The organism is Vreelandella subterranea (assembly GCF_900111305.1).
Lineage (GTDB): Bacteria > Pseudomonadota > Gammaproteobacteria > Pseudomonadales > Halomonadaceae > Vreelandella > Vreelandella subterranea.
Map to the genome: position 1 here is coordinate 18,014 of NZ_FOGS01000005.1, position 26,947 is coordinate 44,960.

Here is a 26,947-nt window from a genome sequence, read left to right on the forward strand (position 1 = left end):
ACACTCAGCGACTCGTCGCTTACATTAGGGCCATTTTTTCGATATCCTGCGAGTCGATTCCGCCGCATGCTTAAAGGATTTACCCGTTTACTACACAGTCCGGGAGAGCAATTGAAATCTCTGCTCGAACCCCAACAGGGCGCATCAGGCGCGCTTAGCCCCCGCATCATACCTCGCTCCGAGCACCCCGTTTCTCGTCAGCAGATCAGCGATGCTGCCTTGAAGGTGCTTTATCGCCTGAATGGCGCCGGGTTTGACGCCTATCTGGTAGGCGGCTGCATTCGCGACGCCCTGCTTGGCAAAATGCCCAAGGATTTTGACGTTGCGACCAACGCAACCCCCGAGCAGGTGCGCGATCTTTTCCGCAATTCGCGCCTGATCGGGCGCCGTTTCCGTATTGTGCATGTGCGCTTTGGCCGCGAGGTCATCGAGGTCACGACCTTCCGCGGCAAGCCCCAGGACGAACACGGCGATCACATTGCTCAACAGTCGGATGACGGCCTTTTGCTGCGCGACAACGTATGGGGCAATATCGAAGAGGATGCTCTGCGGCGCGACTTCACGGTGAATGCGCTGTACTACAACATCGCCGATTTCACTATCCATGACTTTGCCAACGGGGCGCAGGATATCGAGGCGCGGACGCTGCGCTTGATTGGCGACCCCGCCACCCGCTACCGCGAGGACCCGGTTCGCATGCTGCGGGCAGTGCGTTTTGCCGCCAAGCTGGACTTCACGATTGACGCCGACACCGAAGCGCCCATGTACGACCTGGCGCCGCTGCTGTTGAGTATTCCCCCGGCGAGGCTTTTCGATGAAGTACTCAAGCTGTTCATGTCGGGTCATGGCCTGGTGACCTTCAGGATGCTAAGCCATTACGGACTGTTTGGCATGTTGTTCCCCGAAGCCGAAGAGGCCATGGCGGATGCGGCATGGGCGGAAGATTTGATTGAAAAGGCGCTTGCCAACACCGACAAGCGTATCGCCGAAGACCGCCCCGTCACCCCTGCGTTCTTGCTGGCGGCGTTCTTGTGGCCCCCGGTTGCCCACCGCCAGGCAGCGCTTGAAAGCGAGGGCATGCCGTCCATTCCCGCGCTACAAGCGGCCGCTCAGCAGGTAGTGACTCGACAGCTTCAGCATGTATCCATCCCCAAACGCTTTGGCATGCCGATGCGCGACATTTGGGAGCTTCAGGGGCGTTTACCCCTGCGCCGCGGCAAAAAGGCGTTCCAGACCCGCGAACACCCGCGCTTCCGGGCCGCTTATGACCTGCTGCTGCTGCGCGAACAGTCAGGAGAAATCCCGGGCGGGCTGGGTGAATGGTGGAACGCCTTCCAGACAGGCGATGAACACGATCAACGCCGCCTGCTGCAAAAGGTGGGCGGCGACCCTGCAGGCCAGGGCGACCGCCGCCGTAAACGGCGCCGCAAACCGCGCAAGAGCGAAGGTTAACCGCGCACATGTCGCTTGCCTATATCGGCCTGGGGAGCAACCTGGACAACCCCATGGCCCAGGTCCGTCAGGCGCTTGACGAGCTTGCCCGTCTACCGCTGAGCGACGTGGTCGGTACCTCTTCACTGTATGCCACCCCGCCGTTGGGGCCCCAGGATCAGCCCGATTTTATCAATGCGGTTGCCGCGCTTGAAACGCGACTCTCGCCTCTTGCGCTGCTCGACCAACTGCAGGCGCTGGAACAGCGACATCGCCGACAAAGGCAACGCCGGTGGGGGCCACGGACACTCGACCTGGACATGCTACTTTACGGCCAGGAAACGATCCGATTGCCCCGCCTTCGGGTTCCTCATTTGCATATGCACACACGCGCCTTTGTCCTTGTCCCCTTGTACGAGCTGGCCCCGGACTTAAGCCTCCACCATCGCCCACTGGGTGACTGGCGGGCCGAACTCGATAGCGCGCCGATACGTCGGCTAACGGATGCCGATGTTACCCCGACGGCTACCATCTGACACACATCTCGACACCAAGCCTGCATTCAGGTAACAATTACCGGTTACGCCACTCAGCGCCCGCCACAAGGCGGCGTTAACACTGGCCGCACGCCGATGCCGCGTCGGCCTCACGTAGAACATGAGAGCACGCCATGAAAACCGTCACCCTGAGCACGCTACAGGCGCACAAGCGCGCTGGCGAAACGTTCAGTTGCCTGACCGCCTATGATGCTTCCTTTGCCCACGCCGCCAGCCACGCAGGGATCGATGTGTTGTTGGTGGGCGACTCGCTGGGCATGGTCCTGCAGGGCCACAACAGTACCCTGCCCGTGACCATTGACGACATCTGTTACCACACCCGCTGCACGGCCCGTGGCAAAGGCCATAGCCTGCTGATGGTCGACCTGCCCTTCATGAGCAATGCCACCACCGAACGCATGCTGGACGACGCCGCCGCTCTCATGCGCGCCGGTGCCGAGCTCGTCAAGGTCGAAGGCGAAGCCTGGATGGCCGATGGCATCCGCGAGATGACCCGTCGTGGCGTCCCTGTCTGCGCACACCTGGGGCTGACCCCGCAGACGGTCTATCAACTTGGCGGTTATAAGGTACAAGGCCGAGAGGCCGCCCAGGCAGAGCAGATCATTAACGATGCCAAAACCCTCGTTGCGGCGGGCGCATCGGTCATCTTACTGGAGTGCGTGCCCGCGAGCCTGGGCAAGGCGGTCACGGAAGCGCTGGAAGTGCCGGTGATCGGTATCGGCGCGGGTCCGGATACCGACGGCCAGATCCTGGTGATGCACGATGTTCTCGGGGTGACCCACGGTCGTACGCCGCGCTTTGTGAAAAACTTCATGGCTGACGCCGACAGCATTCAGTCGGCGTTTCAGCACTATCACGAGGCGGTCAAAACCCGGACCTTCCCCGCGCCGGAACACTGCTTTTAAACGATGTTCCCATGGGAACGTATTAGCGCAATGCCCGTGAACGACGACAAGACTGCTATGCATACTTTGCGAGACATCTCCGAGCTACGCCATACGCTGCGCGAGCACCGATTACGCGGCCAGCGGATTGCCCTGGTACCCACCATGGGCAACCTTCACGCCGGGCACCTTGCGCTGGTTGCCCGCGCCCGGCAGAGCGCAGACGTGGTCGTCGCCAGCCTGTTCGTCAATCCCATGCAATTTGGCCCCGGCGAAGACCTGGACGCCTATCCTCGTACCTTCGAGGCGGACCAGACACAGCTAACCGAAGCAGGCTGCGATATCCTGTTCAGCCCGACCGTCAGCGCGCTGTACCCTAATGGTTTAGACGCCCAGACCTTGGTGCACGTGCCCGAGATGGGGGAAGGCCTGTGTGGCGGCTCCCGGCCTGGGCACTTTGACGGCGTTTCCACCGTGGTCAGCATGCTGTTTAATCTGGTGCAGCCCGACGTAGCCTTTTTTGGCCAAAAGGACTACCAGCAGCTTGCGGTGATTCGCAAGATGGTCAGCGACCTGCACTTGCCCATCGAGATTATCGGCGTCCCCATTGTGCGCGCCGAGGATGGCCTTGCGCTGTCTTCACGTAACGGCTATCTGAGCCAGCAGGAACGGGCAGTGGCCCCTGCGCTCTACCAAACCCTGTGCAGCTTGCGCGATGCATTAGAGCATGGCGAATCCGTCGAACAGGTACTACACCGGGGCCACACGGCCCTGTATGATGCGGGCTTTACGCCGGACTACCTGGAGCTGCGTGACACCATGCTCGGCCCAGTGACCCCCTCGACGCGCCACGCCGTTCTGCTAGCCGCCGCCCATCTCGGCCCTGCCCGGCTTATCGACAACCTCAGCGTGCAGCTACCGGCTGCGACGAATGCTAGCCACCAACGCTAGCGTTGCTATCTAGGAGTTTCCATGCACACGATTATGCTCAAAGCCAAGTTGCATATGGCCCGCGTGACCCACGCAGTACTCAACTACGAAGGCTCCTGCGCCATCGACGGCGACCTGCTGGACATGGCCGGCATCCGCGAGAACGAACAGATCCAGATCTATAACGTGGAAAATGGCGAACGCTTCACCACCTATGCCATCCGCGGTGAAGAAGGCTCACGCCTGATCTCGATCAACGGTGCTGCCGCCCATCTGGCGTCACCGGGGCATCGCATCATCATCTGCAGCTATGCCCACTACTCGGAAGCCGAGCTGGATAACCATCAGCCCGCGCTGGTGTATCTTCAGGAAGGCAACCACGTCAGCCACACCAGTAATGCGATCCCTGTCCAGCTTGCCTAGCAGAAACGATGATCGACGGGCCACACGCTGGCCCGTTTTCATTTGGGCCAAAAAGCATATTGCCGCCAACCACACCCTTCCCCTATGCTGATACAAGACCTATGCTGAGACAATAACGGTTACAACAACGCTCAACACAAACGCTGGCGTTTTCCCACCGGCGTTACTTAGACCAGGAGTCTGTTATGCAAGAAGTAGTCATTGTGGCGGCACGCCGCACCGCTGTAGGCGCTTTTGGAGGATCTCTTGCCGGTATTCCCGCAAGTGACCTGGGCGCACTCGTCATCAAGGACATTCTTTCATCAACGGGCGTTGCTGCCGACCAGGTCGATGAAGTGCTGCTGGGCCAGGTACTGACCGCCGGTGTCGGCCAGAACCCAGCTCGCCAGGCGTCGATCAAGGCCGGTCTTCCCGAGGCCGTACCGGCCATGACGATCAACAAGGTGTGTGGCTCGGGCCTTAAAGCCCTGCATCTCGCGACTCAGGCCATTCGCTGCGGCGATGCCGAGCTGATTCTGGCCGGTGGCCAGGAAAACATGTCGGCATCTCCCCACGTACTGCCCAACTCACGCAACGGGCAGCGCATGGGCGACTGGAAGGCTATCGACTCCATGGTGCACGACGGTCTGTGGGATGCCTTCAATAATTACCACATGGGCATCACCGCGGAGAACCTGGCCGAAAAGTACGGCATTACCCGTGAAGCGATGGATGAATTCGCTGCTGCGTCGCAACAGAAAGCTGCGGCCGCCATTAAAGAGGGCAGGTTCAAAAGCCAGATCGTGCCGGTGGAAGTTCCCCAGCGCAAAGGCGACCCGCTGGTGTTTGATACCGACGAGAACCCACGCGAAGTCACCGCCGAGAAACTGGGCAGCATGCGCCCGGCGTTCAAGAAAGACGGCACCGTGACCGCCGGTAACGCCTCGGCGCTCAACGATGGCGCCGCGGTGGTGATGATCTGCTCGGCGGAAAAAGCCAAACAGCTTGGCCTGGAGCCGCTCGCCCGGATTGCCGGCTATGCCAACGCGGGCGTCGACCCGGCGATCATGGGCATTGGCCCCGCACCGGCCACTCGCCGCTGCCTGGAAAAAGCCGGCTGGAGCCTCGACGATCTGGACCTGGTGGAAGCCAACGAAGCCTTTGCGGCCCAGGCGCTTTCGGTCAACAAGGAACTCGGCTGGGACACCAACAAAGTCAACGTCAACGGCGGGGCAATCGCCCTGGGCCACCCCATCGGCGCCTCCGGCTGCCGCGTGTTCGTGACCCTGCTGCATGAAATGATTGCCCGCGATTCGAAAAAAGGCCTGGCGACGCTGTGTATCGGCGGCGGCCAGGGGGTCGCACTGGCGATTGAGCGAAGCTAGCCTGTACGGCCGAAGCGGCTGATGTATCACCGCTATGCCCCCGCCTCGACGGGGGCCTTTTTTTGCCTGGCTCAGCGGTGCCTCTCCCCCACGACGCGCGACGGCGTTCGCAACACCAGCAGTGTACCCAGCAAAAACAGCCCCGACGCGGCCCACATCGCCACCGGCAGGCTGGTGCCGTCGACAATCCGCCCGCCGACCATCGCCCCAAACCCGATTGACAGGTTGAAGGTAAACGCCATCAGCGCGGTAGCCGCCTCGGTGTTCGGGGCGGTGCGCAGAATCCAGGTTTGAATGCTCACCGACACGCTGCCGAACACCGCGCCCCACACCATCAACAACGCCACACCGCTGGTCGGCGTCACGCCCAGCCAGGGAAAGGCCGCAACGACCAGCAGTAACACGCAGGGGATCGCCAGCACGGCGCGGTAAGGGTGACGCCCGGCGAACATGCCTGCCGCGATATTGCCCAGGATTCCCGCCGCTCCGTAGAGCAGCAGCAAACTGCCCACGTGACGCTGCGCAATACCGCTGATGTCCTGCAGTACAGGGCTGATAAAGGTATAGGCCGCAAAGTGCCCCACCACCACAAAGCCGGTGGTCAGCACCGCCACCCGCACCCCGCGGTTGCTGAACTGCTGCGCCAGTATCCGCAGTCGAACCGGCTCACGGGGTGGCAATGGCGGCAGCCAACACCACAGCGCCATGGCCGTTAACAGGCTTAACCCGCCCAGCGCGCCAAAGGCAACCCGCCAGCTGCTGAACTCGCCCAGCAGGGTTCCTAGCGGCACCCCCAGTACCGACGCCGCTGCAACCCCACCAAAGATCACCGTCATCGCCTTGGAAACCTGGGCCTCGGGCACCAGACGCGGCGCAATGCTCCCGGCGACCGCCCAGAAACCGCCAATACTGAGCCCGACCAACACACGCGAGGCCAACAGTAGCGCCAAATTGCTGGCCAGCGACGTCAGCACGCTACCCAGCACCATGACGCCCATGAGTAGCGTTAGCATGATGCGGCGATCAAGACGCCCCACCGCGACCGGCAGAAGCGGCGCCGAGAAGGCAGCCACCACCCCAGGCACCGTGACCATCAAGCCTGCCATGCCTGGCGTAACGCCCATGGAGGACGCTACCTGCGACAGCAGACCAATCGGTAGCTGCTCGGCCGTCACCAGCAGGAAAATCCCCATCATCACCGCGAACACTGCCCACCAACGCGGTGCTTGTTGCTGCTCCATCGCTCCTTCCTCCCTGTCCCCGGACGATCCCCCAAACAATACCGCCCTCGCAACGAGACGCTGCGAGGGCGGTGATATCGACGGGGCCGCTGGTTAGTCAGCGACTTCCACGTCGGCGGCTTCAAAGGCCGCTTTCTCTTCTTCGGTGATCTCCTTGATCGAGAGCTTCACCCGGTTGCGGTTATCGATATCGAGCACCTTCACGAGCACGTCGTCGCCTTCGTTCAGGAAGTCGCGGACGTTGTTAACCCGCTCTTGCACAATCTGCGAGATATGCACCAGCCCATCCGTGCCCGGCATGATATTCACAAAAGCGCCGAAGTCGGCAATGCGTACCACCTTGCCCATGTACAGCTTGCCGATTTCCGCTTCCGCCGTAATGGCCAGTACGGTGTCGATGGCTTTTTTCGCGGCGGCTTTGTCTTCCGCGTAGATACGCACGGTACCGTCGTCGTCAAGATCGACCGACGCGCCGGTATCTTCGCAAATCTTGCGGATCGTGGCGCCACCCTTACCGATAACATCACGAATCTTGTCCGGATCGATCTTGATGGTCGCCATGGACGGGGCATTTTCAGACACTTCCGTACGGCTCTGGGCGATCACGGCATTCATTTGCTCGAGGATTCCCAGACGTGCGGTATGGGCCTGCTGTAGCGCCGTTTCCATGATCTCTTCGTTGATGCCTTCGATCTTGATGTCCATCTGCAGGGCGGTCACGCCCTCTTGGGAACCGGCCACCTTGAAGTCCATGTCGCCAAGGTGATCTTCGTCCCCCAGGATATCGGTCAATACGGCATAGCCGTCTTCATCCTTGACCAGGCCCATGGCAATACCGGCCACCGGTGCCTTCAGCGGCACACCGGCGTCCATCAGGGCCAGCGACGAACCGCACACCGACGCCATTGAGCTTGAGCCGTTGGACTCGGTAATTTCCGATACGACCCGAATAGTGTAAGGAAACGCATCTTCAGCTGGCAGCATGGCCTGAACACCGCGACGCGCCAGACGGCCATGGCCGATTTCGCGACGCTTGGGCCCGCCCATGAAGCCCGCCTCACCGACGCTGTAGGGAGGGAAGTTATAGTGCAGCATAAAGCGGTCTTTACGCTCGCCTTCCAGCGACTCGATGAGCTGCGAATCACGTAGCGTGCCCAGGGTGGCAATGGCAATCGCCTGGGTTTCACCACGCGTAAACACTGCCGAACCGTGCGTTTTGGGCAGCGTACCGACTTCGATATCCAGCGGACGCACCGTGGTGTTGTCACGGCCGTCAATGCGCGGCTCGCCCTTGACGACACGAGAGCGGACGACGCGCTTTTCAAGCCCCGCAAAGGCGGCTTTGACGTCATCCTTGCTGAATTTGCCTTCCGCCTCTTCGCCTTCGGGAGCCGCAAGCTGGGCAACGGCGTCGTCTTTCAGGGCAGACAGCGCGTCCTGACGGGCCATCTTGTCGGTAATCCGATAGGCTTCCCCAACTTTGGCTTCAAAGGCGTCCGCCATGGCTGCTTTCAGCGCTGTATTTTCTTCGGGCGGCTGCCAATCCCAGCGCGGCTTACCGGCTTCGGCAACCAGCTCATTGATCGCCCGGATCGCGACCTGCATTTCTTCGTGCCCGAACAGCACAGCCCCCAGCATTTCGTCTTCAAGCAGCTCTTTGGCTTCCGACTCGACCATCAGCACGGCCTTCTCGGTACCCGCGACGACCATATCCAGTTCAGAGCTCGCAAGCTCTTCAACGGTGGGGTTCAGGAAGTAGCCCTGCTCTTCATTAAAGCCAACCCGGGCACAGCCAATCGGGCCACTAAAGGGAACGCCCGAAATCGAAAGCGCCGCTGAGGTGCCCAGCATCGCCGCGATGTCTGGATCATGATTGCGATCGGTCGACAGAACAGTACAGATCACCTGCACTTCGTTCATGAACCCCTTGGGGAACAGCGGACGGATCGGACGATCGATCAAGCGCGACGTGAGCGTCTCTTTCTCGGTGGGACGGCCTTCACGTTTGAAGAACCCGCCAGGAATCTTGCCGACTGCGTAGGTCTTCTCCTGGTAATGCACCGAGAGCGGGAAAAAGGGTTGGTTGGGATTCGCTTCTTTCTTGGCCACCACGGTACACAGGACAACGGTATCGTCCATGGTCACCATAACGGCGCCGGTGGCTTGGCGAGCGATACGCCCGGTTTCTAGGGTGACGGTGCTACGACCGTATTGGAACGTTTTTTTTACCGGATTCACTGCGACTTCCTTTAACATTAATAGCTACTTGTCTTTTCGTATGGGTCGTTTGGACTCGCCACCATTCTAGGCGTTGCCGCGCGATAGGGCTACCAGAAACAAAAAAACGGGCAGCCCCCGAGGGGCTGCCCGTTTCTCGACCATCGCCAACAATAACTTAGCGGCGGATGCCTAAGCTCTGAATCAGAGACTGATAGCGTTCGAAATCTTTACGCTTCAGGTAATCCAGCAGCTTACGACGCTGGTTTACCATGCGGATCAGACCACGACGCGAGTGGTGATCCTGCTTGTTGGTTTTGAAGTGGTCCTGCAGGCCGTTGATATTGGCGCTCAGCAGGGCAACCTGCACTTCAGGTGATCCGGTGTCGTTCTCGCCGCGGCCGTATTCGTTGACGATCTCGGCCTTCTTTTCAGCGGTTAATGCCATCTGTCTCTCCAGTAAGCAATATGCCTAACAATGAATGGGTGAGACCACGCATATTTGCAGTCTCAATCTACTATTTTCATGTGCAATTTTCTCGCAAACCGCCGCATTGATGCAACGCCTTACGAGATAGCGACCGTACTTAACAGCCGCTTGGGTGCCACTTCCTGGCCTTCTTTTACAACGCCGAGACCTATGAACGACTCCGCGTAATAAAGTCTTGCCAACGCTTCGGGGGGCAATGATTCGCCAGACACCACATTGGCGGACTGGCCGTGAGCCAAGCGCCCATAAGCCGGTTCATCCAATGTAAGCGATGGCAAATGATCCACCAGCACGTCAACCGGCATCAGCTCGGCTTCGCGGGCCGCTTGATCGGCTAACGCCTCAAGCGCTTCCAGCGTCCACATGGCATCGCCGTTGAAAGGGCCGGTCTTGAGCCTTCTCAACTGACTGATGTGGCCGCCACAGCCCAGTGCCTTGCCAATGTCTTCAGCCAGGGTACGGATGTAGGTCCCCTTGCTGCAGCTGACTTCCAGCTCGAAGGCCGTGCCTTCAAAGGACAGCAGGCGGGCATCATACACGCTTACCCGCCGCGCTGCACGCTCAACCTGCTTTCCCTCGCGGGCGAGCTCATAGAGTTTTTTACCTTCGTGCTTCAGCGCCGAGTACATCGGCGGCACCTGGTCGATCTCGCCGCGAAAGCCGGATAACGCCGTTTCAACTGCATCGACCGTCAGGCTTGGCACGGCGTGCTGCTCGATGACCGCGCCTTCTGCATCCCCCGTGTCGGTCATCGTGCCCAGTTCTACCCGGGTACGATATACCTTGTCAGCTTCCAACAGGTGCGATGAGAACTTGGTGGCCTCACCCAGGCAGATAGGCAGCAAGCCCGTCGCCATAGGATCCAGGGTGCCGGTATGGCCGGCTTTTTGCGCCTCGAAAAGACGCCGCACCCGCTGCAGGGCATGGTTGCTGGAAAGTCCTTTCGGCTTATCCAGCAGGACAATGCCATTCACCGGCAGCCCCCGACGGCGACGCGCCATTAACGCGGCTCCTCGCCTGATTCATCCGCACTTGCATCGTCCTGTTCCTGACGGGCACGGTCGGTTGAAACCGCTTCGTCAATCAGCGACGACAGCTGCTGGCCACGCACCACGCTTTCATCGAAATGAAAACGCAGCTCGGGAACGTGGCGCAGTTTAATACGCTTGGCTATCTGGCTTCTCAGAAAACCTGCCGCCCGCTTCAGCACCTGCAGGTTTTCCTTGATACGCTCGGCATCCTGTTCACCCAACAGGGTGACGTAGATATCCGCATAACCCAGGTCACGGCTCACGGTGACACCGCTGACCGTGACCATGCCGAGGCGCGGGTCTTTCACTTCGCGCTGGATCAGCACCGCCAGCTCCTTCTGGAGCTGGTCGGCTACCCGGTCGGTACGCTTGAATTCGCGCATGCTTGCTCCTCAGCCCTACAGGCTGCGCTCGACCTTCACTTGGTCAAAGACTTCGATCTTGTCGCCGACCTGGACATCGTTGTAGTTCTTCACGCCGATGCCGCACTCAACGCCGCTACGCACTTCCTGTACGTCGTCTTTATAGCGGCGCAGCGATTCGAGCTCACCTTCGTAGATCACCACGTCATCGCGCAGCACGCGAATCTTCTTGTTACGGTGCACGCTGCCTTCAACGACCATACAGCCTGCGATCGCACCAATCTTCGGCGCACGGAAGACGTCGCGAACTTCAGCCACACCGACGATTTCTTCTTTCCACTCCGGTGCGAGCATACCGCTCATCGCCTGCTTGACCTCGTCGATCAGCTGGTAGATGACGCTGTAGTAGCGCAGATCCAGCCCTTCGCGTTCGATGATCTCACGGGCAGCGGCGTCAGCACGGACGTTAAAGCCGACGACGATGGCTTCAGAGGCCAGCGCCAGGTTGGCATCGGTACCGGTGATACCGCCAACGCCGGAGGACACAACCGCCACCTCGACTTCGCTGGTCGAGAGTTCTTCCAACGCCCCTTTGATGGCTTCCAGCGAGCCCTGAACGTCGGCTTTCAGCACGATGTTGACCTTGGCCACTTCGTCCTGGCCCATCTGGCTGAACATGTTCTCCAGCTTGGCCTTCTGCTGACGCGCCAGACGGACTTCGCGGTATTTACCCTGACGGAAGTTAGCCACTTCGCGGGCCTTCTTCTCATCCGCGACGACCATGAAGTCATCACCGGCATCCGGGGTACCGTCCAGGCCCTGGATCTCAACCGGCATGGCCGGACCAACCTCGTCAACCTGCTGGGCGAGTTCGTTGGTCAGCGCACGCACACGGCCGTAGTGCAGCCCGGCAAGCACGATATCGCCCTTCTTGAGGGTACCGTTCTGCACCAGTACGGTCGCGACCGGGCCACGCCCTTTATCGAGGCGCGATTCCACCACGACGCCTTTACCGGGCGCCTCAGGCACGGCTTTAAGCTCCAGTACTTCAGAGACCAACTGGATCGCTTCCAGCAGTTCCTCAATGCCGTCACCGGTCTTGGCAGATACGTGGACGAACTGGGTATCGCCGCCCCACTCTTCTGAAATCACGCCATGCTGCGATAGCTCGTTACGAATGCGGTCGAAGTCAGCACCCTCTTTGTCGGTCTTGTTGACCGCCACTACCATCGGCACGCCCGCCGCTTTGGAGTGCTCGATCGCCTCAACCGTCTGGGGCATCACACCGTCATCCGCCGCCACGACCAGGATGACAACGTCGGTCGCCTGGGCGCCGCGGGCACGCATGGCGGTGAACGCCGCGTGGCCTGGCGTGTCCAGGAATGTCACACCGCCATGTTCGTCTTCCACATGGTAGGCACCGATATGCTGGGTAATACCACCCGCTTCGCCGGTCGCTACCTTGGCCTTACGGATATAATCGAGAAGCGACGTCTTGCCATGGTCGACGTGGCCCATTACGGTCACGACCGGTGAACGGGTGATTTCGTCGCCTTCGTAGGAAATGCCTTCGAGCATTTCCGTTTCCAGCGCGTCATCCTTCACCAGCTTGACCTTGTGGCCCATCTCCTCGACAACGATGGCTGCCGTATCCTGATCGATGGTCTGGTTGATGGTGACCGCCGCGCCCATGTTGAACATCGCCTTGATGACTTCATTGGCTTTGATCGACATCTTGTCGGCCAGATCCGCCACGCTGATGGACTCGGGAATCGAGACCTCGCGCACGATCGGTTGGGTCGGCTTCTGGAAGCCATGCTTGCCATTACCACCGCTGGCACCACCGCCACGACGACCGCCGCGACGCTCGGCACGCTTGGCTTTCTTGCCGCCAGCACCGCGCTTGCGTTCTTCGCGATCACCGCGATCTTCCTCGTCATCACGACGGCCTTTCTTCTTGGCCGCTGATTTCTTGGGCGGTGCGGTACGACGGTCGGTGCGGCCTTCTTTCGGCGGCGCCGGCGGCATGTCTTCGGATGCCGGGGTATCGTCGATCTGCAGCTCGGGCACCGGAACGTCAGGTGTCTTCTGAGCCTCGACCTGGGCGGCCTGTTCGGCTTCTTTACGCGCTGCTTCTTCAGCCGCCTTGGCTTTTTCTGCAGCGGCCTTTTCTTCAGCTTCGCGTGCATCACGCGCTTTGCTTTCAGCCTCAGCTTCGGCCATGTCACCGACGAGTTGACGCGGACCCGAATGCTTGGGCTCAGGCGCTTTCGGCTTGTCCTCTTCTTCAGAGCGCTTGACGTACGTCTTCTTCTTGCGCACCTGAACTTCGATGGTTTTACCGCGCTCGCCTGTCTTGATACGGCTGCGGGTTTTGCGCGTCAACGTAATACGGCTCTTGCCGCTATCGCTTTCATCGCCGTCGCCGCCGTGACTTTTCTTCAGAAAGTTAAGCAAGGTGCGCTTATCTTCTTCCGATACCGCATCGGTTTCCGAAGCGTGCTGTAAACCCGCCTCTTTCATCTGCTCTAGCAGGCGGGGCACATCACGGCCCACCTTTACTGCAAAATCTTTAACTGTCATATCTGACATATTGACCCTCCTCAGCCCGTGACCTGTTTACTGTGTGTTCGAATCCGACGCGTCATCGTCTTCAAACCAGGGCGCACGGGCAGTCATGATCAGTGCCGCTGCGCGCGCTTCGTCCAACTCCTCGATATCGACCAGATCATCAACAGACTGCTCGGCGAGATCCTCCATGGTAACAATGCCGCGGCTGGCAAAAATGAAGGCCAGGTGGCGCTCCATGCCGTCCATCGCCAGCAGGTCGTCCGCTGGTTGGGCACCGTCTAGCGCTTCTTCCGAGGCAATCGCCATCGTCAGCAGCTCGTCTTTTGCCCGTGCACGCAGCTCTTCAACCAGATCCTCGTCGAACTCTTCGATCTCGAGCATCTCTTCAAGCGGCACGTAGGCGACTTCTTCAAGGGTCGTGAACCCTTCGTCCACTAACAGGCGGGCAACATCTTCATCGACCTGGAGATGGCTGACAAAAGAATCCACCAGACTATCAATTTCCTGGTCGCGCTTGGCTTCCGCTTCGTCTTCGGTCATGACGTTGATCCGCCAACCGGTCAGATCAGAGGCCAGACGCACGTTCTGGCCGCTACGACCAATGGCCTGGGCCAGATTATCCTGAGCGACGGCGACATCCATCGCATGGGCATCCTCGTCAACAAGGATAGACGCCACATCGGCGGGTGCCATGGCGTTTATCACCAGCTGTGCCGGATTGTCATCCCACAGCACGATGTCGACACGCTCGTTCTGCAGCTCGGTCGATACCGCCTGCACGCGAGAGCCGCGCATGCCGACACAGGCACCGACGGGATCAATGCGTCGGTCGTTGGTCTTCACGGCAATCTTGGCGCGTGAACCGGGATCCCTTGCCGCGCCCTTTATTTCGATGAGCTGCTCGGCTATTTCCGGCACTTCAATCTTGAACAGCTCGATAATCAGCTCGGGGCAGGTCCGCGACAGCTGCAGCTGGGCGCCACGCGCGTCCGGGTCGACCTTGACCAGCAGCGCGCGAACACGCTCGTTCATGCGGTAGCGCTCACCGTGGATCATTTCGTTGCGCGGCAGAAACGCTTCCGCGTTATCACCCAAGTCAATGATCAAGCCGTCGCGCGTGGTCTTTTTGACAATACCGGCGACCAGCTCTCCTTCGCGATCGGTATATTGACGCACGACTTCGGCACGCTCGGCCTCGCGCACTTTCTGCACGATGACCTGCTTGGCCGTTTGTGCCGCGATGCGACCAAAGACGGCATTTTCGATTTTCTGTTCGACGACATCGCCCAGTTTCAGCGGCGGATCGCGCTGTTCAGCGATGCTTTGCTTGATTTCGTAATCTGGCGTTTCGAATTCGTCGTCTTCGACGACCGTCCAGTAGCGAAACGTCTCGTAATCCCCCGTGCGACGGTCAATGTGTACCCGCACGTTGGCTTCTTCATTGTCAAAACGCTTGCGTGACGCGCTCGCAAGAGCAGATTCCACCGCTTCAAAAATAACGTCGCGGGGAACACCTTTTTCGTTAGAGATCGCGTCAACGACCATTAATATTTCTTTACTCATGCGTTTGCCTCGCCAGAAAACCTGTCCTTATGTGCATCGCGCCAACTGCCTGCCGGCCACCACGCCACCTGGTTAATCGTCGAACTGCGGTACAACGTGCGCAGAATCAATGCCTTCAATCGGAAAACAATACTCTTCGCCATCCATTTGCAGCAGTATTTCGTCGCCCTCGACACCTGCCAGCAACCCCTGAAACTTGCGCCGCCCGTCAAAGGGTGCGCGCAGTTTTAATGCGACATGGTGTCCTTGAAAACGGGAAAAATGATCCAGGGTATACAGCGGGCGTGCCATGCCCGGCGAAGACACTTCGAGTCGGTACTCCCCCGGAATAGGATCTTCGACGTCCAATATCGCGCTGACTTGACGACTGATATCGGCGCAGTCTTCAACATTGACGCCGCTTTCACGTTCGATATAAATCACCAAACGCGAATGCTTACCCTGCGAAAGATGGTCGATGCCCCATAGCTCAAAGCCCATGGCAGCAACAACAGGTTCTATCAGCGCGTGCAGCGCCGCATGTTTTGTGGCCACAGACGTTGCTCCTATAGCCGTTGCATCAGGCACCTGGCCAGGAGACATATGAAAAGCTAGGTGGCTGATTGGCGTTACCCGGAAATGTGCCTCCGGCAAGCCGATGGGCATCCGCCCTTGAGACACGCTTGTTAACGAAAAGCTGCTAACAAAAAGCCCCTTCACAGGAAGGGGCTTTTCGAAAGAAACCTGTTACACCAACATGACGGTAAGCATTGGGAAACCCCTTGATGATGGCGTCGCCTCTCATGACATGAAACGCTCGCACATGCTTGCTTATCGCCAGAAAGTGGTAGCGGGGACCGGATTTGAACCGATGACCTTCGGGTTATGAGCCCGACGAGCTACCAGACTGCTCCACCCCGCATCAATCTAGGTCGCAGATAATAGACGCTTGTGCTTATTCCGTCAAGCTGTCTTTTATCCTTTAGACGCTTCAACCAAGGAGCGTTTATTACGTCTGGGGAACTGGCGAACCAGCGCATCAGATGGTGCCGAAGGCGGGACTTGAACCCGCACGACCGTAAGGTCACTACCCCCTCAAGATAGCGTGTCTACCAATTCCACCACTTCGGCATCAGGGGAGGCTCGAGGAAGCAAGATCAATCAGTTACTCGCTGCTTTCCTCTAGCACTGGCGCGGCATTATCCGCACTTTCGTTACCTTCGTCAAGCATTGGTGCACTTTGCTGTTGCTCAATCAGGTTGGCGTCAGGAATACCCGCTTCCGGCGCCTGTCCTGCCTGGGTGGCAAAGTAGGCCAGCGCCATCGACGTGACGAAAAAGCCTGCGGCAAGGATGGCCGTGAAACGGGACAGAAAATTACCGCTACCGCGTGAACCAAATACCGTTTGCGACGCACCGCCACCGAAGGCGGCACCTGCTTCGGCACCTTTACCCTGCTGAAGCAGGATGAGCACAACCAGGGCGATCGCAATCACCACGTGGACCATAAGAATTGCAACTTGCATGGCGTTATCCTGCTGACTGACAAATGGCGTGAAAATCGTCGGTTTTGAGCGAAGCACCGCCCACCAAACCGCCGTCGATATCCGGCTGAGCAAGCAGCTCAGCCGCATTGTTTGCGTTCATGCTGCCGCCGTACAACAGCTTGAGCTGCTCGGCAAGTACCGCATCGAACGAGGCCTGATAAGACCGAATACCGGCCATGACCTCTTGAGCCTGCTCAGGCGTTGCCGTTCGCCCTGTGCCAATCGCCCATACCGGCTCATAGGCGATGACCACCTCAGAACGCTGGGCGGGCTCCAGGCGAGACATTACGTACTCTACCTGACCCAGCACGACATCCATGGTGTGCCCGGCATCGCGTTCCTCCAGGGTTTCCCCGACACAGAGAATCGGCGTAAGCCCTGACGCCAGGGCCGCCATCAGGCGGTCAAATACCTGCTCGTCAGTTTCCTGATAAAGCTGCCGCCGCTCTGAATGACCGACCAGTACATAAGCGACATCAAACTCTTGCAGCATACTGCCACTGACTTCACCGGTATGCGCGCCCGAGGGCTGAGGATTGAGCGTCTGCGCCCCGAGTTTTAGCGACGTATTCCTGAAGGCTTGCCGCGCCGTTTCCAGGTAGGGAAAAGGCGGAATCACGACCACATCAACGCCAGCGGGCAACCTGGCGGCTGCAAACGCATCGCCAAACGCTTTCACCAGAGCCGTCGAACCGTTCATTTTCCAGTTACCGGCAATTAATGGCCTACGCATGAAGCCTCCTCACACTCAAGGTGGAGCGAAATGGTATAGGAGCGGACTTGTCAAGACAACCGCTGTTGTCAGCAGACGCTATTTAAGCAGCGCCTGCACCTGTTCGGCCAGGCGATTTGCCAACTTGTCGACGTCCAGATGTGCGCGGCCTTCCACCATGACACGAATTAACGGCTCAGTGCCTGACGCCCTGAGCAAGACACGACCTTCATCGCCCAACTCCTGTTCGAGCGCGGCCACTGCCTTCTCTAGCGGCTCCGAAGCCATCACGCTCTTGGCATTGGTCCCTGCTGGCAACCTGACGTTCACCAGCGCCTGCGGGACTTTTTCCAAACCTCTTAACAAGGCGGGAAGCGTCTGCTGTTCACGCATCATCAGCGCCAGGACCTGCAGCGCGGCGACGATGCCGTCTCCGGTCGTCTGAACATGGCTGCACAGGATATGGCCCGACGATTCGCCACCCAGCTCCCACTGATTGGCTGCCATACGCTCCATCACGAAACGGTCACCGACCTTGGCGCGCTCAAATGGAATACCCATTTTTTCAAACGCCATCGCCAGGCCAAAGTTGCTCATGAGCGTCCCCACCACACCGCCATCCAGCAAACCACGCGCGTGACGATCCCGGGCAATCAGGTAAAGAATGTCGTCCCCGTCGACTTCACGGCCATCGGAATCGACCAGTAATACACGGTCGCCGTCGCCGTCGAAGGCAATCCCCAGGTCGGCGCCTTGCTGGATCACCGCCGCACGCAGCGCTGCCGGGTGCGTCGAGCCAACGTCCTGGTTGATATTCAGGCCATCCGGCATGCCACCAATGACGCTGACCTCGGCCCCCAGCTCACGAAACACACTCGGGGCGATGTGATAGGTGGCACCATGTGCGCAGTCGAGCACAATGGTCAAGCCATGCAGACTGAGGCGATCGGGCAGGGTCGATTTGCAAAACTCGATATAGCGGCCGGCCGCATCGTCAATACGCATGGCTTTGCCCAGTTGGGCGGCCCCGGCGGTGGTTAACGGCGAATCCAGCATGGTCTCGATTCGGTCTTCAATTGCATCCGGGAGCTTTTTACCCTCTGCCGAAAAAAACTTGATGCCATTATCATCGAAGGGGTTGTGCGAGGCTGAAATCACGATCCCGGCATCGGCACGAAAAGTGCGCGTCAAATAGGCAATACCAGGGGTCGGCATTGGCCCCAGTAGTGCCACGTCGGCCCCCGCAGCAGACAGCCCTGACTCAAGCGCAGACTCGAACATGTAACCCGAAATACGCGTGTCCTTGCCGATCAACACCCGGGTACGACCTTTCTCCCGGCGCAATACCTGACCCGCCGCCCAGCCCAGCTTGAGCATAAAATCGGCGGTAATCGGTGACTGACCGACCCTTCCGCGAATACCGTCCGTACCAAAATAGCGTCTTGTCATGCGTTACTCTCCTTTCTGGTAGAGGCCTCGCAGCCTTCCTGCCACACGGCCCACGCCATATTGACGGCGTCGACCGTCGGCCCCACATCGTGGACGCGTACAATACTCGCCCCGCGCTCAACCGCCATGGCCGCCAGCGCAAGCCCGCCTGGCAGCCGCTCGTCGATAGGGCGACCCAGCACTTTACCGATCATGCTCTTGCGCGACATGCCCGCGAGTACCGGCAGGCCCAGGGACTGTAGGATATCCATGCGATTCAGCAAGCGCAGATTGTGCTCGACCGTTTTACCAAAACCAAAGCCTGGATCCACGAGCAGGCGATGACGGCGAAGACCTGCGGCCTCGCACTCGGCGACTCGGGCCGCCAGGTAGTCCACAACCACCTCTTCGATGGGCTTATCGTAAGCGGGCGCCTGCTGCATGTTCTGGGGCTCGCCCTGGCGATGCATCAGGCACACCGGCAAGCCGCTCCCCATGGCGGCCGCCAGGGCCCCATCCCGCTCGAGTGCCCGCACGTCGTTGATCATGCCTGCCCCCAGCGCACTCGCCTCGTGCATGACGGCGGGACAGCTGGTATCCACCGACACAAGCGCATCCAGCTCGCGTACAAGCGCCTCTACGACGGGCGCGACACGGTCAAGCTCTTGCTGCTCAGCAACGGGCGAGGCGCCGGGTCGGGTCGACTCACCGCCCACATCAATCATGGCGGCGCCTTCCGCCAGCATTTGCTCGGCGCGCCGCAACGCATCGTCCAATGCCACGTGCTGGCCACCGTCAGAGAATGAGTCCGGTGTGACGTTCAAAACGCCCATGACACGAGGAAAGGACAGATCAAGTAAATGTCGGCCGCAACGCAGTTGCGAAGGAAACTGCGCCAGCGGCGCCGACGGGGTGGGACGTGCCGTAAAAGTCATGCTGTCGCCTGGTCGGAAAAACATATCGGTATTATAGGTGCGTATACAGCATAACAAAAAGGCGTCCCGTTTGGGGACGCCTTGACGTTAGCGCAACAGCCGGACGTTAGACTAAGGGCCGGCAGGGCCACCTAGCGGGTCGGAGGGCCGACGACTCGGCTCTTCATCATCTGAATCGCCATCGCCACCTGCCTCATCACCATGACGCGTATCATCGCTGGGCGACGCGCTGGGCTGATCGCTTGCAGCAGGCGTGCCACCACCGGGGGAATCGCCGTCATTCCAGCCTTCCGGTGGGCGCGGGTCGCGGCCGTCCATGATATCTTTCAGCTGGTCGGCATCGATGGTTTCGTACTTCATCAGCGCTTCCGCCATCGCATCGAGCTTATCGCGATTTTCGGTCAGAATGCGGCGTGCCTCCTCGTAGCAATCATCGATGATCTTGCGGACTTCCTTATCAAGCCGCGTGGTGGTTTCACCCGACTTCATCTTGGAGCCGCCCTGACCAGGGCCACCGAGGAACTGGTGGGACTCGTCCTCGTCGTACATGATCGGGCCCATTTCATCCGACAGTCCCCACTTGGCAACCATGTTATGGGCAAGCTCAGTGGCGCGCTTGATGTCGTTGGACGCCCCTGTGGTAACACCGTTAGGCCCAAGCGTCATCTCTTCGGCAATACGACCACCGAACAGCGAGCAGATCTGACTCAGGATTTGCTGACGCGACAGGCTGTAACGATCCTCTTCAGGCAGGAACATGGTGACACCCAATGCCCGCCCCCGAGGAATGATCGTTACCTTGTAAACCGGGTCGTGGGCCGGTGCCACCAGGCCGATAATCGCGTGGCCTGACTCATGGTAAGCCGTATTGAGCTTTTCCTTGTCGGTCATGACCATGGATTTGCGCTCAGCACCCATCATGATCTTGTCCTTGGCCAGATCGAGCTCCTCCATGCTGACCAGCCGCTTGTTACGACGGGCCGCAAAGAGGGCAGCTTCATTGACCAGGTTGGCCAGGTCGGCACCCGAAAAGCCGGGCGTGCCGCGTGCAATCAGCTGCGGCTTGACGTCGTCGGCCAGCGGCACCTTGCGCAGGTGCACGCCAAGGATATGCTCACGCCCGCGGATATCGGGCAAGGCAACGGTTACCTGACGGTCAAAACGGCCAGGACGCAGCAATGCGGGGTCAAGCACGTCAGGACGGTTGGTAGCCGCAATCACGATGACGCCTTCGTTGGCCTCGAAACCGTCCATCTCGACCAATAGCTGGTTGAGGGTCTGTTCACGCTCGTCGTTACCGCCACCCATGCCAGCACCGCGCGAGCGGCCTACCGCATCAATTTCATCGATAAAGATGATGCACGGCGCCTGCTTCTTGGCCTGCTCAAACATATCGCGAACGCGGGACGCACCGACACCGACAAACATTTCCACGAAGTCAGAGCCGGAGATGGAGAAGAACGGCACCTTGGCTTCGCCGGCAATCGACTTTGCCAGCAGCGTTTTACCGGTACCCGGTGGACCCACCATCAGAACGCCTCGCGGAATGGTGCCGCCCAGACGCTGGAACTTGGTCGGGTCGCGCAGGAAGTCGACGAGTTCTTCGACCTCTTCCTTGGCTTCATCGCAACCGGCAACGTCCGAGAACGTCGTCTTGACCTGGTCATGGGAAAGCAGCTTGGCCTTGGACTTGCCAAAGCTCATCGGGCCGCCTTTGCCTCCACCGGCACCGCCCTGCATCTGACGCATGAAGAACATGAAAATGGCCAGGATCAGCAGAATCGGGAAGCTGGCAATCAGTAGACGCGTCCAGATGCTTTGCTGCTCCGGTTCCTTACCGATCACCGTCACGTTGTTGCTCAGCAGGTCATCCATCAGCTTGGGATCTTCTGCCGCAGGACGAATCGTCTGGAACTGTGACCCGTCAGAGCGCTCACCGGTGATGGTATAGCCATCAATGGTAACGCTGCGCACCTGCTGTTCCTGCACCTGCTCGACGAACTGAGTGTAGTTCATCGTCTGAGGCGCGCTTTCAGTACTGAAGTTATTGAACACTGTCAGTAGCACGGCCGCGATGACCAACCACAGAATCAGGTTCTTTGCCATATCGTTCAAGGGGCTACCCTCATTACAAGAATCCGTCAGTTAAACCTACAGGTGAGACCTTACACTAGCCTCGAGGGTTCAACCATTGCCAAGGCGTCTAATGCCTTGGGCCATCTGTGCCACGCTCGCCTTCATGGCGTAATGTGACACACTTTGCAACTGTCTGTCTGGCTATCGCGGTGATAAATCCTGTCGATAGGCCTTGTGCTGATCATGCCCCCCGAAAGCCCTCCGCCAGCAGATAGACTTCACGGGACCGCGCCCGAGACGCACCGGGTTTGCGCGTCACCACCCGCTTGAAGCTTCCGCGAAGCTCTTTCAGATAAACGTCAAGACCCTCGCCCTGGAAGACCTTTACCAGCAACTGCCCCCCCGGAGAAAGCGTTTCACGCGCCAGCTCAAGCGCCAGCTCCACCAGATACATGGCTTGCGGCTGATCAATCGCCGCCATACCACTCATATTGGGGGCCATGTCCGACATCACAAGGTCTACCGGACGATTCTCCAACTGCTCAAGAATCGCGTTGAGCACTGACTCCTCGGTAAAGTCCCCCTGAACAAAGGACACATCGGCCAGCCCATCCATGTCGAGAATATCGGAGGCGATGACCCTGCCCTGCGGGCCTACTTTCTCGGCGGCAATTTGACTCCACCCCCCTGGCGCAGCGCCAAGGTCAATGACGGTCATGCCAGGCCGCAGCAGCCTGTCTTTTTCGTCGATCTCAAGCAGTTTATAGCTCGCCCGGGAGCGATAGCCATCCTGCCAGCTTTGCTTGACGTAAGGATCGTCAAAATGCTCTTTCATCCAGCTTGCGCTGGTTTTGCTCGTTGGCCGCTTACGGCCCGGGGGCGTTTGCTGCATGACAGAATCTAACACTGGAAGAGGCGATGGCGCGCTTTTACACCATGTCTTTCACTTGGTGGCGTTTCACCGTAAGATGGAACGTTAAGCGCAAACTGGGATACCGCAAGATACCATGAGCTTGTCACAGGCACAAAAGAAAGCATTTCGCAGCATTGGTCACCATTTGAATCCGGTCGTCACCGTTTCAGAGAACGGCGTCTCGGACAATTTACTGGCTGAACTCGACCGTGCGCTCAAAGACCACGAACTGATCAAGGTAAAGCTGGCATTGCCGGAACGCGATGATCGCGCCGCCATGCTCGAGGAACTGATCAACCACAGCCAATCAGAACCGGTTCAGACCATCGGCAAGATGGCGCTGCTTTATCGCCGCAATCCGCAAGTGAACCCGAAGCTCTCGAACATCAAACGCTTCGAAAATCACCACGGCCGCCACTGAATCTCGCCTGAGCTAGACGCCAGTATGCCCCACTCGCCGTCATACAAAACACCCCCGCAGCCATGGTTGCGGGGGTGTTTTTCTTCATGCTTCCAGCTTGAGTCAGAGGTGCTCAACGCTCTCGATCTCGTACTCGACGTCGCCACCCGGGGTCGTCACCACGACCGCATCGCCTTCCTCTTTACCGATAAGCGCACGGGCAATCGGTGATGTCACCGAGATGAGCCCTGACTTAATATTGGCTTCATCTTCACCCACAATCCGGTACGTCACCTGAGCGTCGGTGTCCAGATTGAGCAGCGATACCGTCACGCCAAAAATCACCTTCCCGGTCTTGGGCAGCTTGGTAACATCGATCACCTGGGCGCCTGACAGCTTGCTTTCAATTTCCTGGATACGCCCTTCGATAAACCCCTGCTGCTCCCGTGCGGCATGATACTCGGCGTTTTCCTTAAGGTCGCCGTGCTCACGCGCTTCAGCAATAGCCGCAATCACCTGGGGGCGCGCCTCGCTCTTGAGGTGATTGAGTTCATCACGAAGACTTTTCTCGCCCGCTACCGTCATCGGGACCTTATTCATTGACTTGCTCCTGCATGCAGATCCTGAAGGCGCCGCACCGTAATCTCCCTACCGTACTCTAGCGCCATGCAAACGGCATTAGCGCCCGCCAAGGTGGTCGCATAGGGCACCTTGCGCGCGAGAGCAGTACGGCGAATGACCGAAGAGTCGTTAATGGCTTGGCGACCTTCGGTAGTGTTCACGATGTAGGCGATTTCGTCGTTCTTCAACAGATCGACGATATGGGGACGACCTTCGTAGACTTTATTGACGTGCTCCACTGACAGACCAGCCGCTTCCAGGGCAGCTGCCGTGCCACGCGTTGCACAAAGAGTAAAACCCAATGTTAGCAGAGAACGGGCCACTTCGATAATCCCCTGCTTGTCCGGCTCGCGTACGGACAGAAATGCCTTGCGCTCGCCGGTGAGCGCTGGAATCGCTTCTCCCGCGCCCAACTGGGCTTTAAAGAAGGCTTCAGCAAAGGTATCGCCTGACCCCATCACCTCGCCGGTGGATTTCATTTCCGGCGACAGGATCGGGTCAACGCCCGGAAACTTGTTGAACGGGAATACCGCTTCCTTGACGCTGTAGAAGTGCGGCACGATTTCACGTTCAAACCCCTGCTCGGCAAGGGTTTTACCGGCCATACAGCGGGCCGCGACCTGGGCAAGCGACGTACCGATGCACTTGGAGACAAAGGGCACGGTACGCGACGCACGCGGATTGACCTCGATCACGTAGATCTCGCCGTCCTGCCAGGCAAGCTGCACGTTCATCAGCCCCTTGACCCCCAGCTCCACGGCCATCTTCTTGACCTGGTCGCGCATCTCGTCCTGAACGTCGGCAGGCAAGGAGTAAGGCGGCAGCGAGCAGGCCGAGTCACCGGAGTGCACGCCCGCCTGCTCGACGTGCTGCATGATGCCACCGATGACCACCTGCTGGCCGTCGGAGACCGCGTCGATATCGATCTCCACCGCGGCGCTGAGGAAGTGGTCCAGCAGTACCGGCGAATCGTTGGACACCTTCACCGCGTTGGTCATGTAATTTTCGAGCTCGGAGGCGTCGTAGACGATTTCCATGGCCCGACCGCCGAGCACGTAGCTGGGCCGCACCACCAAGGGGTAGCCGATGGCTTCGGCCTTGGCAAAGGCGTCGTCGAAACTGCGCGCCGTGGCATTGGGCGGCTGCTTCAGACCGAGCTTGCCGATCATCTGCTGGAAGCGCTCTCGGTCTTCGGCGCGGTCGATGGCGTCCGGCGTAGTACCGATAATCGGCACGCCCGCCGCTTCGAGCTCGCGGGCGAGCTTCAGTGGCGTCTGGCCGCCAAACTGGACGATCACGCCCACCGGCTTTTCTTTGTCGGCGATTTCGAGCACGTCTTCCAGGGTCACTGGCTCGAAATAGAGCCGGTCAGAGGTGTCGTAGTCGGTCGAAACGGTTTCCGGGTTGCAGTTGACCATGATGGTTTCATAGCCATCGTCGTGCATGGCAAACGCCGCGTGCACACAGCAGTAGTCGAACTCGATGCCCTGACCAATCCGGTTGGGGCCGCCGCCCAGCACCATGATCTTCTGGCGATCGGACACGTCCGCCTCACACTCCTCTTCGTAGGTGGAGTACATGTAAGCGGTATCCGAGGCAAACTCTGCGGCACAGGTATCCACGCGCTTGTAGACCGGGCGGATACCCGCCGCCTGGCGCGTTTTACGAAACTCTTTTTCCGCGACGCCGAGCAGCCGGGCAAGGCGGGCGTCGGAGAAGCCCTTGCGCTTAAGCTGGAAAAGCTCACGGGCAGAGAACTCACTCAAGGAGCGTTTAGCCACCGCGGCCTCGGTCGCAATCAGGTCTTCCAGTTGGACCAGGAACCAGCGATCGATATTGGTCAGCGTAAACACTTCCTCGACGCTCATCCCGGCACGCAGGGCATCCGCCACAAAGAAGATACGCTCGGCACCGGCGGCCTGGAGCTCGCCCTGGATAATTGCCATGTTGTCCGGCGTGAAATCGGTAATCACCGGGTCAAGGCCGTCGTTGCCGGTTTCCATGCTGCGCAGGGCTTTCTGCAGCGACTCCTGGAAGGTACGGCCGATTGCCATCACTTCGCCCACCGACTTCATCTGGGTGGTCAGGCGGTCGTTGGCCTGGGGGAATTTCTCGAAGGTGAAACGCGGAATCTTGGTGACCACGTAGTCGATGGACGGCTCGAACGACGCCGGTGTACGCCCACCGGTAATATCGTTCTGCAACTCATCCAGGGTATAGCCCACCGCCAGCTTGGCGGCGATCTTGGCGATCGGGAAACCGGTGGCCTTGGAGGCCAGCGCCGACGAACGCGACACCCGCGGGTTCATCTCGATCACCACCAGGCGGCCGGTTTTCGGGTCCATGCCGAACTGGACGTTGGAGCCACCGGTCTCTACACCAATCTCGCGCAGCACCGCGAGGCTGGCATCACGCATGATCTGATACTCTTTATCGGTCAGCGTTTGCGCCGGGGCCACGGTGATGGAGTCGCCGGTATGCACGCCCATGGGGTCGAAGTTCTCGATCGCGCAGACAATGATGCAGTTGTCGTTCTTGTCGCGCACGACCTCCATCTCGTACTCTTTCCAGCCCAGCAGCGACTCGTCGATGAGCAGTTCGTGGTTGTTGGAGAGCTCGAAGCCACGGATACAGATTTCCTCGAACTCTTCCTTGTTGTACGCCACGCCGCCGCCGGAGCCGCCCATGGTGTAGGACGGGCGAATAATCGTCGGGAAGCCAAGCTCCGCCTGGATATCCCAGGCTTCTTCCATGGTATGGGCGACTTTGGCTTTCGGGCATTCCAGGCCAATCCGCTTCATGGCCTGGTCGAACAAGTCACGGTCTTCGGCCATGTTGATCGCATCGGCATTGGCACCGATCATTTCGACGCCGTGCTTGGCCAGCACACCATATTTTTCCAGATCGAGGGCACAGTTCAGCGCCGTCTGGCCGCCCATGGTGGGCAGGATGGCGTCGGGCTTTTCGGCTTCGATGATTTTCTCGACCGCCTGCCAGGTGATTGGCTCGATGTAGGTGGCATCGGCCATGACCGGGTCGGTCATGATGGTCGCCGGGTTCGAGTTGACCAGAATCACCCGAAAGCCTTCCTCACGTAGCGCCTTGCACGCCTGGGCGCCGGAGTAATCGAATTCGCAGGCCTGGCCGATCACGATCGGGCCAGCGCCAATGATAAGAATGCTGTTGATATCGGTACGCTTAGGCATAACGGTTCCCGCAAAAAATGGTGGCGATGAGCGACAAAAGACGACGATGGATGGCGGCAGCCAAGGG

23 protein-coding genes and 2 tRNA genes are annotated in these 26,947 nt (G+C 59.3%); 7 read left to right on the plus strand and 18 right to left on the minus strand.

Annotated features, from left to right (window positions below; translation table 11 throughout):
* Positions 1–66 precede the first annotated feature (66 nt).
* The 6 genes from pcnB to BMX75_RS08425 all read left to right on the plus strand — a co-directional run bounded on the left by pcnB (position 67) and on the right by BMX75_RS08425 (position 5,589).
* On the plus strand, positions 67–1,452 hold the full coding sequence (gene pcnB / locus BMX75_RS08400; RefSeq protein ID WP_092827086.1) for a polynucleotide adenylyltransferase PcnB: 1,386 nt from the start codon (positions 67–69) through the stop codon (positions 1,450–1,452).
* Positions 1,453–1,460: 8 nt separating this feature from the next.
* Positions 1,461–1,967 carry a 2-amino-4-hydroxy-6-hydroxymethyldihydropteridine diphosphokinase gene (folK, locus tag BMX75_RS08405; RefSeq protein WP_092827088.1) on the plus strand — a complete coding sequence of 169 codons (507 nt, stop codon included), beginning with the start codon at positions 1,461–1,463 and terminating at the stop codon, positions 1,965–1,967.
* A 134-nt stretch (positions 1,968–2,101) separates the two neighbouring features.
* Complete coding sequence (gene panB / locus BMX75_RS08410; RefSeq protein ID WP_092827090.1) at positions 2,102–2,893, plus strand: 3-methyl-2-oxobutanoate hydroxymethyltransferase; 792 nt, start codon at positions 2,102–2,104, stop codon at positions 2,891–2,893.
* Positions 2,894–2,950: 57 nt separating this feature from the next.
* Positions 2,951–3,823, plus strand: coding sequence for a pantoate--beta-alanine ligase (gene panC / locus BMX75_RS08415; protein ID WP_092827428.1), 873 nt, complete (start codon positions 2,951–2,953; stop codon positions 3,821–3,823).
* A gap of 21 nt (positions 3,824–3,844) precedes the next feature.
* Positions 3,845–4,225 (plus strand): aspartate 1-decarboxylase, encoded by a 381-nt coding sequence (panD, locus tag BMX75_RS08420; protein WP_066316103.1) that lies wholly within the window; start codon positions 3,845–3,847, stop codon positions 4,223–4,225.
* A 185-nt stretch (positions 4,226–4,410) separates the two neighbouring features.
* Positions 4,411–5,589, plus strand: a complete 1,179-nt coding sequence (locus tag BMX75_RS08425; protein WP_092827092.1) for an acetyl-CoA C-acetyltransferase — start codon at positions 4,411–4,413, stop codon at positions 5,587–5,589.
* 71 nt (positions 5,590–5,660) lie between these two features.
* On the opposite strand, the gene BMX75_RS08430 is transcribed toward BMX75_RS08425, so the two are convergent.
* From BMX75_RS08430 to rlmE, 16 genes are all read right to left on the minus strand, one after another.
* Complete coding sequence (locus BMX75_RS08430; protein ID WP_092827094.1) at positions 5,661–6,830, minus strand: MFS transporter; 1,170 nt, start codon at positions 6,828–6,830, stop codon at positions 5,661–5,663.
* A 93-nt stretch (positions 6,831–6,923) separates the two neighbouring features.
* Entirely contained in the window at positions 6,924–9,086 is a 2,163-nt protein-coding gene (gene pnp / locus BMX75_RS08435; protein WP_092827096.1) for a polyribonucleotide nucleotidyltransferase, read from the minus strand.
* A gap of 139 nt (positions 9,087–9,225) precedes the next feature.
* On the minus strand, positions 9,226–9,495 hold the full coding sequence (rpsO, locus tag BMX75_RS08440; RefSeq protein ID WP_066316110.1) for a 30S ribosomal protein S15: 270 nt from the start codon (positions 9,493–9,495) through the stop codon (positions 9,226–9,228).
* Between the two features lie 119 nt (positions 9,496–9,614).
* On the minus strand, positions 9,615–10,538 hold the full coding sequence (truB, locus tag BMX75_RS08445; protein WP_092827098.1) for a tRNA pseudouridine(55) synthase TruB: 924 nt from the start codon (positions 10,536–10,538) through the stop codon (positions 9,615–9,617).
* A complete protein-coding gene (gene rbfA, locus BMX75_RS08450; RefSeq protein WP_066316112.1) occupies positions 10,538–10,951 on the minus strand; it encodes a 30S ribosome-binding factor RbfA in 414 nt (137 codons plus the stop codon). Before rbfA ends, truB begins: the two co-directional genes overlap by 1 nt.
* A 15-nt stretch (positions 10,952–10,966) precedes the next feature.
* The gene (gene infB / locus BMX75_RS08455; RefSeq protein ID WP_092827100.1) at positions 10,967–13,522 is read right to left on the minus strand and encodes a translation initiation factor IF-2; all 2,556 of its coding nucleotides are present in this window, start codon (positions 13,520–13,522) and stop codon (positions 10,967–10,969) included.
* A gap of 27 nt (positions 13,523–13,549) precedes the next feature.
* The gene (gene nusA, locus BMX75_RS08460; RefSeq protein WP_092827102.1) at positions 13,550–15,064 is read right to left on the minus strand and encodes a transcription termination factor NusA; all 1,515 of its coding nucleotides are present in this window, start codon (positions 15,062–15,064) and stop codon (positions 13,550–13,552) included.
* Positions 15,065–15,136: 72 nt separating this feature from the next.
* Entirely contained in the window at positions 15,137–15,598 is a 462-nt protein-coding gene (rimP, locus tag BMX75_RS08465) for a ribosome maturation factor RimP (protein ID WP_066316117.1), read from the minus strand.
* A 290-nt stretch (positions 15,599–15,888) separates the two neighbouring features.
* Positions 15,889–15,965, minus strand: a tRNA-Met gene (locus tag BMX75_RS08470).
* Between the two features lie 122 nt (positions 15,966–16,087).
* Positions 16,088–16,174: transfer RNA gene (locus tag BMX75_RS08475), tRNA-Leu, on the minus strand.
* A gap of 34 nt (positions 16,175–16,208) precedes the next feature.
* Positions 16,209–16,568, minus strand: a complete 360-nt coding sequence (secG, locus tag BMX75_RS08480; RefSeq protein ID WP_092827104.1) for a preprotein translocase subunit SecG — start codon at positions 16,566–16,568, stop codon at positions 16,209–16,211.
* A gap of 4 nt (positions 16,569–16,572) precedes the next feature.
* On the minus strand, positions 16,573–17,322 hold the full coding sequence (gene tpiA / locus BMX75_RS08485; protein WP_092827106.1) for a triose-phosphate isomerase: 750 nt from the start codon (positions 17,320–17,322) through the stop codon (positions 16,573–16,575).
* 78 nt (positions 17,323–17,400) lie between these two features.
* Positions 17,401–18,750, minus strand: coding sequence for a phosphoglucosamine mutase (gene glmM / locus BMX75_RS08490; RefSeq protein WP_092827108.1), 1,350 nt, complete (start codon positions 18,748–18,750; stop codon positions 17,401–17,403).
* Positions 18,747–19,664: a dihydropteroate synthase gene (gene folP / locus BMX75_RS08495; protein ID WP_422822066.1), complete on the minus strand. Its 918-nt coding sequence runs from the start codon at positions 19,662–19,664 to the stop codon at positions 18,747–18,749. The genes glmM and folP overlap by 4 nt, the downstream gene beginning before the upstream one ends.
* A 111-nt stretch (positions 19,665–19,775) precedes the next feature.
* The gene (ftsH, locus tag BMX75_RS08500; protein WP_092827110.1) at positions 19,776–21,779 is read right to left on the minus strand and encodes an ATP-dependent zinc metalloprotease FtsH; all 2,004 of its coding nucleotides are present in this window, start codon (positions 21,777–21,779) and stop codon (positions 19,776–19,778) included.
* A gap of 202 nt (positions 21,780–21,981) precedes the next feature.
* Positions 21,982–22,632, minus strand: a complete 651-nt coding sequence (gene rlmE, locus BMX75_RS08505) for a 23S rRNA (uridine(2552)-2'-O)-methyltransferase RlmE (protein ID WP_092827112.1) — start codon at positions 22,630–22,632, stop codon at positions 21,982–21,984.
* A gap of 115 nt (positions 22,633–22,747) precedes the next feature.
* Here rlmE and yhbY point away from each other — a divergent pair, with 115 nt between their 5' ends.
* A complete protein-coding gene (yhbY, locus tag BMX75_RS08510) occupies positions 22,748–23,074 on the plus strand; it encodes a ribosome assembly RNA-binding protein YhbY (protein WP_092827114.1) in 327 nt (108 codons plus the stop codon).
* A gap of 102 nt (positions 23,075–23,176) precedes the next feature.
* On the opposite strand, the gene greA is transcribed toward yhbY, so the two are convergent.
* Positions 23,177–23,653: a transcription elongation factor GreA gene (gene greA, locus BMX75_RS08515; protein ID WP_066316139.1), complete on the minus strand. Its 477-nt coding sequence runs from the start codon at positions 23,651–23,653 to the stop codon at positions 23,177–23,179.
* Entirely contained in the window at positions 23,650–26,880 is a 3,231-nt protein-coding gene (carB, locus tag BMX75_RS08520; protein WP_092827116.1) for a carbamoyl-phosphate synthase large subunit, read from the minus strand. Before carB ends, greA begins: the two co-directional genes overlap by 4 nt.
* Positions 26,881–26,947 lie beyond the last annotated feature (67 nt).